Below are 9,139 nucleotides of genomic sequence, written 5' to 3' on the forward strand. Positions count from 1 at the left end.
CAGGCAGTTTAGCGGTGCGGCGACAATACGCGGTTCCATCCGATTTCCCGCATTCATGTCAGATTACGAAGTTCGCCCCGCCACCATGCGCGACGCCAAGGCCGTTGCCGAGGTCCACGCCCTGTCCGCCAAGGCCGCCTACGAAGGCATCCTCCCCGAAGAAGAGCTGCGCATGCTGGCCCCGGCCTCGCGCGAAGCCAAGTGGCGCGAAGCCATCGAATTCAGCGAACCCCAGGTGCACGTGGCCACGCTCGACGGCCAGATCGTCGGCTTCGTCGGCTTCGACCGCTCGCGCGACCCCAAGACGCCGCCCACCACCGGCGAGATCTGGGCGATCTACGTCAAGCCCGAGCATTGGGGCAAGGGCGTGGGCGTGGCCCTCTGGGACGCCGCGCGCGAAGGCCTGGAAGAAGAGGGCTGCACGACGGTCACCATCTGGGTGCCGATCCGCAACGATCGCGCCATGCGCTTCCACGAACTCGCCGGCTTCAAGCGCGAGATGAAGACCGCCAAGACCACCGCCCTGGGCACCGTGCGCGTCGAGGAAATCCGCCTCAAGCGCGACGTTTCCTGACATGGACGCCGGCGGCAGCACCCTCGGCCACGCCGCGCGCGTGCGATCGCACCAGCGCCGCACCGCCGCCGTGCAATGGATTCGCCGCACCCATGGCTGGTTCGGCCTGTGGGGCGCGGTGCTGGGGCTGCTGTTCGGTTTCAGCGGCATCTGGCTCAACCACCGCAACGTGCTGAAGCTGCCGCAGGCCCAGGAGCGCACGCGCGCCCAGCTGGCGCTGCCCGATCCGGTGCCGGCAACGCCCGAGGCGATGAGCCTGTGGCTGCAGGGGGCGCTGCACATGAGCGGCCCGCCCAGCTCCTCGCGCATCGAACCGGCCAAGCCCGTCGCCTGGGCCGACAAGAGTGACACGGGCGACAAGAGCGCCCCGGCGCTCATGCAGCCGGCCCACTGGGTGTTCAACTTCGGCGGCCCCAACGAGATCGTGCAGGCCGAGTACTGGCAGGGCAACCGCTCGGTCGGCGTCGCCACTACGCACAATGGTTTCGTTGCCACGCTTACCAACATGCACAAGGGCGGCAGCATGCCGCTGCCGTGGATCCTGCTGGTCGACACGCTGGCCGGCAGCCTGATCTTCCTGTCGATCTCGGGCGTGGCGCTGTGGATGCTTACGCACCGCCGCCGCCGCGTGGGCCTGGCGCTGTTCGGCGTGTCGCTGGCCGCGATGCTGGCCATTGCGCTCGGCGCTCTCTGATTCGCCGGCAAGCTCGCATGCCGGCTCCCGTTCAGGGCGCCCGCGTACGGTTATTGCAGGGGCCGGATACCGGCTGCGGATAAGCTCGCCGCTTCTTTTTCAGCCCTGATCTTGCCCCATGGCCACCAGCCTGCTCCTGCTTCTCGACGACATCGCGACCGTTCTCGACGACGTGTCGATCCTCACCAAGGTCGCCGCCAAGAAAACGGCCGGCGTGCTGGGCGACGACCTTGCGCTCAATGCGCAGCAGGTGTCCGGCGTCAAGGCCGAGCGCGAGATTCCGGTGGTCTGGGCCGTGTGCAAGGGCTCGTTCGTCAACAAGGCCATCCTCGTGCCCGCGGCGCTCGCCATCGGCACCTGGCTGCCGTGGCTGGTAACGCCGCTGCTGATGGTGGGCGGTGCGTTCCTGTGCTTCGAAGGTACCGAGAAGCTCGCGCACAAGTTTCTGCACAAGAAGGAGCACGAAGCCGACACCCAGCGCCACGAGAAGGCCGTGGCCGACGCCTCGGTCGACGTGGTCGCGATGGAGAAGGACAAGATCAAGGGCGCGGTGCGCACCGACTTCATCCTCTCGGCCGAGATCATCGCCATCACGCTGGGCACCGTGCAGGGCCAGCCTTTCACGACGCAGTTGACCGTGCTGGTCGGCATTGCGCTGATCATGACCATCGGCGTCTATGGCCTCGTGGCCGGCATCGTGAAGCTCGACGACGCGGGCCTCTACCTGAGCCAGCGAGCCAGCGCCGCATCGCGCGCCCTGGGCCGCGGCATCCTGGCTGCGGCACCTTGGCTCATGAAGGCGCTGTCGGTGGCCGGCACGGCCGCGATGTTCCTCGTGGGCGGCGGCATCCTGGTGCATGGCTTGCCGGCGCTGGGCCATGCGGTCGAGGGCTGGGCCACGGCCACGGGCGGCGTGTTCGGCACGCTGGGCTCGATGGGCGTGAACGCCGGCGTGGGCCTCGTGGCCGGCGCCATCGTGCTGGCCGTGGTGGAACTGGTCGGCAAGCTGCGCGGCAAGAAGGCCTGAGAGGCCAGGTTGTTGGCTACTGGCGCGGCTTGCCGCGCTTCACCAGCTCGACCGCGATCAACGCCACGCCCAGCACCACCGCGAACCAGCCGACCAGATAGGCCCCTGCCACCATCTCGAACCAGCGCGTGCCCTGCAGGAAGCGCGGCCCCAGCAGAACGGCGACGCCGATCACGAGGCAGAGGATGCCGCGCTCGAGCGTGCGGAGTTGTCGTTTGGGTTGCGCCATGGCTTTTTCGTGCGGGGGAGTGTGGATCGATCAGTGCGTCATTGTCCCGCGCATCGCGGCCGGATGGCCCTGCAGCGGAAACGACTTGCCCGTCGGCACCAGCGTGTCGCCATCGAGCCGCAGGATCGTGATGTCCTGGTCGATGAAGTTGCCCACGTAGAGGTACTTGCCGTCGGCGCTCCACACCGCGCCCTCGGGCAGGCCGCGCACCTCCACCTCATTGGCGCGCGTGACCTTCTTGCCGTCGATCTTCAGCAGCACCACCGAGCCGTTGCGGTTGTAGAAGTAAGCGCTCTTCGACGCGTTGCTGCCGCGCAGGATCACCGCCACCGCATGCCTGCCGGTCGGGCTCACGGCGAGGCCTTCGGGGCCGTCGCCCACCACCACCTTGTCGACCACGCGTGGCGGCGCGGCTTCGAGGTCGATCACGCTCACCGTGTCGACCTGGCCGTCGGAGGCGCCCGAGTTGCCGTTGTCGGCCGTGAGCGCGAGCTTGCCGTCGGGCGTCACGTCGACGTTGTAGGGCCACAGGCCGGCGGCGAGGTCGACCTTGTTGTAGCTGACCTTCTCGCCGTTCACGTCGAGCAGCGCGATCTTGTGGCTCGGAAACTTGGCAGCCAGCGCGCGCTTGCCATCGGGCGTGAAGCGCACGTGCGCCACCGAATCGCCCATGGCCACGGTGTCGATCAGCGTCACCTTCTTGCCCGCGATGCGCAGCACGCTCACCGAGTTGTCGGCGCGGTTGGCCACCAGCGCGAGGTTGCCCGCGCGGTTGATCGACAGGCCCGAGGGCTGCTTGCCGACCTGCAGCGTATCGAGCAGCCTGGGCGGCGTGGTGGTCAGGTCGATCACGAAGAGGCGGTTGTCGGGTACCTGCCTGCGCGCGCCGTTCTCCTCGATCACGTTGAGCGAGTTGGCGACCAGCGCCAGCGTTTCGCCGGGCGTGATCGCGAGGTTGGTCGGCGGCCCGGCGATGGTGTTGTCCAGCTGCAGCGTGCCGAGCACCTTGGGCGCCAGCGGGTCGGTGCCGATGTCGAGCACCTGCACCGTGTCGCGCCCCATCGGGCCGAGGGCCACGACACCGGCGTCGTTCCACGACTGCTTCTCGTCGTTGGCGACCAGCATCAGCTGGCGCTGCGGCACGGTGGGCGTCATGTTCGCGCAGCCGGCAAGCACTGCAAGGGCGGCGGCCAGGGCGGGGGCCGCGAGTGCGGCGGGGCGGAACTTCATGCTGTCTGTCTCCGGTGTTGTTGTGCGCGCATGGTAGCGAACGGCGCGGCTTCGCCGCCGGCCCGCGCCCGGCACAATCGATCGATTCACTCCCCGGGGCCCACATGACCATCGAGATACCGAAGGAAGCGCGCCAGCAGGCCATCACCTCCATCGAGCGCTACTTCCGCGAAAACATGGAGGAGCCGATCGGCAACATCGCGGCCGGCGCGCTGCTCGGCTTCTTCCTCGAAGAGGTCGGCCCGCTCGTCTACAACAAGGCCGTGGCGGATGTGCAGGAGCGCCTGCAATCGCGCATCTCGGAGGTCGACCTCGAAGTGCACGAGGACGAATTCCAGTATTGGCGCAAGTACGACAAGCAAAAGAAGGGAAGGTAGGGCGTCGCGCCCGCGCATCGCCGCGCATTCAGAAGTGCTTCAAAACGTTGCAGAATTCGAAGCCATGCATCTCCACCGCACTTCCCCACGTTCCGCGCTCACCTCCGCTCTGCGCGCCCTTGCCGCCTTGCCCCTCGTGCTGGCTGCGTCCCTTGCCACCGCGCAGCAGGAGCCGTCAGGCTTTCCGATGGATTCGGTCGGGTACTTGAACGAGGAACTGCCTCGCATGGAAGCCGCCATCGCCGCGAGGGACCGCAGCTTCTTCCATGGCGCGATGATCCGCACGGTGCAGTTTTCGGAACGCTGGGGCTTCAAGGTCAAGGCCAATCCCGATCTCGCGGCCTACCCGATGTGCACGTCGGCGGTGATGGATTACGTGGTCGTCGGCATGTGCAGGCTCACGCCTTCCGACGAGTGCGAACCGGGGCTGGCCTCGCGCTTCGATGCCAATGTGCAGCGCTGCCGCGAAGCGGCCGCGAAAAAGTAGACGAAAGAAAGAGGCACCCGCCATGGACTACGCCCGCTACCAGACCCTCGCCATCACGCGCCGAGGTGCGAATGGCGCGGTGCTCGACATCCAGATGCGGGCCGCCAACGGCAAGCTGCCCACGGCGGGCCATGACGGCCACCGCGAGCTGGCCGAAATCTGGCGCGACGCATCGGCCGACGACAGCGTGCGCTGCGCGGTGCTGCGGGGCGAAGGCCAGGGCTTCTCGGGCGGCGGCGACCTCGCGATGGTGCAGGACATGACCACCGACGATGCAGTGCGCCAGCGCGTGTGGCGCGAGGCGCGCGACCTCGTCTACAACATCATCAATTGCGACAAGCCCATCGTCAGCGCCATGCACGGCCCGGCCGTGGGCGCGGGGCTGGTGGCGGGGCTGCTGGCCGACATTTCCATCGCCGCGAAGAACGCGAAGATCGTCGACGGCCACACGCGCCTGGGCGTGGCGGCGGGCGACCATGCGGCCATCGTCTGGCCGCTGCTGTGCGGCATGGCCAAGGCCAAGTACCACCTGCTGCTGTGCGAGCCGGTGAGCGGCGAGGAGGCCGAGCGCATCGGCCTCGTGTCACTCGCAGTGGAGGAGTCCGACCTGCTGCCGCGCGCCTACGAGGTGGCCGACCGGCTCGCGGCCGGCAGCCAGAGCGCGATCCGCCTGACCAAGTACGCGCTGAACAACTGGCTGCGCCAGGCCGGGCCGACCTTCGATGCCTCGCTGGCGCTCGAATTCATGGGCTTCGCGGGCGCCGACGTGCGCGAGGGCGTGGCCTCACTGCGCGAACGGCGCGCGCCGGACTTCGGCTGACTGCTTCCATCGGGCAGCGTGCCGAACTCCAGGCACGGTGCGCGGTCCTCAGCCTGGAGGAAAGTCGACACCCGCCTCGCCCGCCTTCCAGGGCGCGTACTTGTGCATGGCGCGCTCGAACAGGTCCGAGGCGGTCCAGTCCGACAGCCATGCCTGCAGGCGGGGCCAGGGCTGGGCATCGAACCATGCGGCGTCGACCATCGCGAACTGGCGCACGAAGGGCATGACGGCGGCGTCGGCCAGCGTGGCGTGGGCGCCGGCCAGATGCGGCGTGGCCGACAGCCTGGCTTCGAGGCCGCGCAGGAACCGGGCGCCGCGCTCGCGGGCGGGCTTCCCACCATCCGCATGCCGGTCGGGATATTTGTAGCGGTCGAGCTGGGGCTTGAAGTCGTCGTCGCAGGCGCCGACCAGCGCGAGCATGTCCTGCAGCGTGCCGGTGCCGGGCTGCAACCAGCGCTGCGGATCATTGCGGCGCAGGGCCCACAGCATCACATCGAGGCTTTGTTCCAGCACCGCGCCGTCTTCGGTGAGCAGTACGGGCACCGTGCCCTTGGGCGAGGCCAGCAGCATCTCGGCGGGCTTGTTCTTCAGCGCCACTTCGCGCAGCTCGCAAGGCTGGCCGCTCGCGACCAGCGCCAGGCGGGCGCGCATCGCGTAGGGGCAGCGGCGGAACGAATAGAGGACGGGGAGAGCGTTGGGCATGCGCGGCGTACAGGCGAAGCGGCCGATTTTCGGTGACCGTGCCCGGTCGCGTGCGGGCAGGTTTTTCCACACAATCGCCGCATGCACGAACGCCTTTTCCTCCGGCTCGACGACGACCCCTTGCACGGGCCTGAATCGAACCTGCCCGCCGGCACGCTATGCCCGCTGAAGGATTGCGTGGCGGTGGTCACCGGCGCGAGCCGCGGAGAGCTGGCGCGCATCGAATCGCCGCGCTACCTGGGGCGGGCGGTCGCGGCGCTGGCGGGCGATGCGAGGGTGCTGGAGAAAAGCGGCGAGGTGTTGCGCGTTGCCGACCTGGCGCGCGAGTACGGCTTCACCGACATCGATGGAAGGCAGGTCGCGGCTTTCGAGATGCAGGTAGGGCCGTAGGACAAGTTCGCGCCCGACCGGGGAAAAGCGCGTACCGGCAACGGCCTGCGCGCGGGTGCACCATGCACGTCAATCCCTTCAATCACCCCAGGAGGTGACCTGCCATGTCCGCCCCAGCCGAAGCCACCGAACTGGTATCCGCCAGCCGGCTTGCCCGTTCCAATTCCGTCCGGTTCCCGGGCGAAAGCGTCGCCTACCGGCGGGCTCGCACGGAACTCCTTGCCGAGGAGATCGATTTGCGCCGACGCATCGAACGCGTCGCGGAAATGCGCCGCGCACTGCCCCCGGGTGGCGAGGTGCCGCAAGACTACGAGTTTCAGGGAGCCGGTGGGCCGGTCAGGTTCTCCGAACTCTTCGGCAAGCACGGGACGCTCATCACCTACAACTGGATGTATGGCCCGAAACGTGAGCGTCCGTGCCCCATGTGCACTTCGCTGCTGAGCGCCTACGACGGCGAGATGCCCGACATCCTGCAGCGCGTGGCGTTCGCGGTCGTCGCGAGCTCGCCGATCGAGCGGATGACGGCTTTCGCCAGGGAGCGCGGCTGGCGGCACCTGCCGCTGTATTCATCGGCCGGCAACACCTTCAACCGCGATTACGCCGGCGAGACGCCCGAAAGCGGCGACAACCCGGCATTCAACGTGTTCCGGCGCGACGGCGGGACGATCCGCCACTTCTGGGGCGGCGAGATGGGCGCTGGAACCTCCGACCCCGGACAGGACCCGCGCGGCGCGCCCGATGCGATGCCGATATGGAACCTGCTCGACATGACGCCCGAAGGGCGGGGGACCGACTGGTATCCCAAGCTGTCCTACTGAGCGATTGGGCCTCTCGGGGGGGGTATAAACGCAACATGGTTGCGTTGCTTCATATAATGCAATTCTGTTGCATATATGGAGACCACCCCGATGGCCGACCGCCTTCCCGTCACCGTGCTCTCCGGCTTTCTCGGCGCCGGCAAGACGACGCTGCTCAACCACATCCTCCACAACCGCGAGGGCCGGCGCGTGGCGGTCATCGTCAACGACATGAGCGAGGTCAACATCGACGCTGCGCTCGTGCGCGACGGCGGCGCCCAGCTCTCGCGCACCGACGAGAAGCTGGTCGAGATGAGCAACGGATGCATCTGCTGCACCCTGCGCGAAGACCTGCTGCTCGAGGTCCATCGCCTCGCGAAGGAGGGCCGCTTCGACCAGCTCGTGATCGAGTCCACAGGCATCTCCGAGCCCCTGCCCGTGGCCGAGACCTTCACCTTCGCGGGCGAGGACGGCAAGAGCCTGGCCGACGTGGCGCGGCTCGACACCATGGTGACCGTGGTCGACGCCTTCAACTTCCTGCGCGACTACGGCTCGGCCGACAGCCTCGGCCAGCGGGGGCAGTCCCTCGGCGATGAAGACACGCGCACGGTGGTCGACTTGCTGATCGAGCAGATCGAGTTCTGCGACGTGCTGGTGGTCAACAAGACCGACCTCGTCGCGCGCGAGGAGCGCGAGCGGCTGATGGCGATATTGCACAGGCTGAATCCGCGCGCGCGCATCGAGGTGTCGGAGTTCGGCCGCGTGGCGCTCGACCGCGTGCTCGACACCGGCCTGTTCGACTTCGAGCAGGCCGAGCAGGCGCCGGGCTGGCTGGCCGAGCTGCGCGGCGAGCACCTGCCGGAAACCGAGGAATACGGCATCCGCAGCTTCGTGTACCGCTCGCGCATCCCGTTCCATCCCAAGCGCTTCTGGGAGCTGGTGCACAGCGAATGGGAAGGCGTGGTGCGCTCCAAGGGCTTCTTCTGGCTCGCGAGCCGCGCCACACGCGCCGGCTCGTGGTCGCAGGCCGGCGGCGCCTGCCGCCATGGCGCGGCGGGTTTCTGGTGGGCGGCGGTGCCGCGCGAGCACTGGCCGACCGACCCTGACGCGCTGGAGCTGATCCGCAAGAACTGGGACTCGGCCACGGGTGACGCCCGGCAGGAGCTGGTGCTGATCGGCATCGGCATGGATGAGGAAGCGCTGCGCACCCGGCTCGATGCCTGCCTGCTCACGGAGGACGAAATGCGCTTCGGCGCCTCGTGGTGGCGGAACTTCCCGGACCCGTTCCCTTCGTGGAACGCGTGAAAAGAGCTATCGGGCGCAGTCGCCGCAGGTGCCGTGCAGCGTCAGCGCCGTGTGCCGCGTATCGATGCCCTGCTTGCGCAAGGCCCGGCCCAGCCGGCCCATCACCTTCGGAAGCTCGGGGTCGGACGGCAGCGCCAGCACCTTGTGGCACTGGTCGCATTCGAAGGTGTTGCCCGACTCGGCCTCCACGTGGCGCGAGAAACGATTGACTCGGTCGGCGCCGACGCGGCGATCGCACAGGCCCGCCTCGACCAGTCGGTCGAGCACGCGGTAGACGGTGACGCGGTCGGGTGCTTCGCCTGTGGCCGCCGTATAGGCAGCGGCCACTTCCTCGTGCGTGAGCGGCTGCGAATTGTGTTCGAGCAGTTCGAGCACGGTCTGCGCGGCGCGGGTCACGCGCAGGCCGCTGCCGCGCAACAGCATTTCGCTGTCGAACGGGGCGGCGGGACAGGGCTTCGGATGCGAGGTGGTGGTCTTCATATGCGAAACGCCATTGTGTTGCATTCC

General features: G+C 68.1%; 12 protein-coding genes and 1 pseudogene. 9 read left to right on the forward strand and 4 right to left on the reverse strand.

Annotated elements, in window-relative coordinates; genetic code table 11:
- The first annotated feature begins 55 nt into the window (after positions 1-55).
- From ACCD11_RS12830 to ACCD11_RS12840, 3 genes are all read left to right on the forward strand, one after another.
- Positions 56-574 (forward strand): GNAT family N-acetyltransferase, encoded by a 519-nt coding sequence (locus ACCD11_RS12830; RefSeq protein WP_042673438.1) that lies wholly within the window; start codon positions 56-58, stop codon positions 572-574.
- A 1-nt stretch (position 575) separates the two neighbouring features.
- Positions 576-1,268: a PepSY-associated TM helix domain-containing protein gene (locus ACCD11_RS12835; RefSeq protein ID WP_413314131.1), complete on the forward strand. Its 693-nt coding sequence runs from the start codon at positions 576-578 to the stop codon at positions 1,266-1,268.
- Between the two features lie 118 nt (positions 1,269-1,386).
- Positions 1,387-2,295 (forward strand): DUF808 domain-containing protein, encoded by a 909-nt coding sequence (locus tag ACCD11_RS12840; RefSeq protein ID WP_007833898.1) that lies wholly within the window; start codon positions 1,387-1,389, stop codon positions 2,293-2,295.
- 16 nt (positions 2,296-2,311) lie between these two features.
- Here ACCD11_RS12840 and ACCD11_RS12845 read toward each other — a convergent pair whose 3' ends face one another.
- Complete coding sequence (locus ACCD11_RS12845) at positions 2,312-2,524, reverse strand: hypothetical protein (protein ID WP_007833897.1); 213 nt, start codon at positions 2,522-2,524, stop codon at positions 2,312-2,314.
- A 30-nt stretch (positions 2,525-2,554) separates the two neighbouring features.
- A complete protein-coding gene (locus ACCD11_RS12850; protein ID WP_413314132.1) occupies positions 2,555-3,754 on the reverse strand; it encodes a lactonase family protein in 1,200 nt (399 codons plus the stop codon).
- Positions 3,755-3,858: 104 nt separating this feature from the next.
- Between ACCD11_RS12850 and ACCD11_RS12855 the strand changes: the two genes are divergently transcribed.
- The 3 genes from ACCD11_RS12855 (at position 3,859) to ACCD11_RS12865 (ending at position 5,438) form a co-directional block, all read left to right on the forward strand.
- On the forward strand, positions 3,859-4,131 hold the full coding sequence (locus ACCD11_RS12855; protein ID WP_007833887.1) for a DUF2164 domain-containing protein: 273 nt from the start codon (positions 3,859-3,861) through the stop codon (positions 4,129-4,131).
- A 64-nt stretch (positions 4,132-4,195) separates the two neighbouring features.
- Positions 4,196-4,618 carry a hypothetical protein gene (locus ACCD11_RS12860; RefSeq protein WP_413314133.1) on the forward strand — a complete coding sequence of 141 codons (423 nt, stop codon included), beginning with the start codon at positions 4,196-4,198 and terminating at the stop codon, positions 4,616-4,618.
- A gap of 22 nt (positions 4,619-4,640) precedes the next feature.
- Complete coding sequence (locus ACCD11_RS12865; RefSeq protein ID WP_007833879.1) at positions 4,641-5,438, forward strand: enoyl-CoA hydratase/isomerase family protein; 798 nt, start codon at positions 4,641-4,643, stop codon at positions 5,436-5,438.
- A 48-nt stretch (positions 5,439-5,486) separates the two neighbouring features.
- Here ACCD11_RS12865 and ACCD11_RS12870 read toward each other — a convergent pair whose 3' ends face one another.
- Positions 5,487-6,140, reverse strand: a complete 654-nt coding sequence (locus tag ACCD11_RS12870) for a glutathione S-transferase (RefSeq protein WP_413314134.1) — start codon at positions 6,138-6,140, stop codon at positions 5,487-5,489.
- A 201-nt stretch (positions 6,141-6,341) separates the two neighbouring features.
- On the opposite strand from ACCD11_RS12870, the pseudogene ACCD11_RS12875 reads away from it, so the two are divergent.
- The 3 genes and pseudogenes from ACCD11_RS12875 to zigA form a co-directional block, all read left to right on the forward strand.
- Positions 6,342-6,530: pseudogene (locus ACCD11_RS12875) on the forward strand (oxidoreductase); the annotation flags it as partial.
- Between the two features lie 104 nt (positions 6,531-6,634).
- Complete coding sequence (locus ACCD11_RS12880) at positions 6,635-7,348, forward strand: DUF899 family protein (protein ID WP_413314135.1); 714 nt, start codon at positions 6,635-6,637, stop codon at positions 7,346-7,348.
- Between the two features lie 90 nt (positions 7,349-7,438).
- Positions 7,439-8,632 carry a zinc metallochaperone GTPase ZigA gene (gene zigA / locus ACCD11_RS12885; RefSeq protein WP_413314136.1) on the forward strand — a complete coding sequence of 398 codons (1,194 nt, stop codon included), beginning with the start codon at positions 7,439-7,441 and terminating at the stop codon, positions 8,630-8,632.
- 6 nt (positions 8,633-8,638) lie between these two features.
- Here the strand turns inward: zigA and ACCD11_RS12890 are convergent, their stop codons facing one another.
- Positions 8,639-9,112 (reverse strand): Fur family transcriptional regulator, encoded by a 474-nt coding sequence (locus ACCD11_RS12890; RefSeq protein WP_007833871.1) that lies wholly within the window; start codon positions 9,110-9,112, stop codon positions 8,639-8,641.
- Positions 9,113-9,139: the final 27 nt, after the last annotated feature.

The organism is Variovorax sp. Varisp36 (assembly GCF_047304235.1).
Taxonomy (GTDB): domain Bacteria; phylum Pseudomonadota; class Gammaproteobacteria; order Burkholderiales; family Burkholderiaceae_C; genus Variovorax.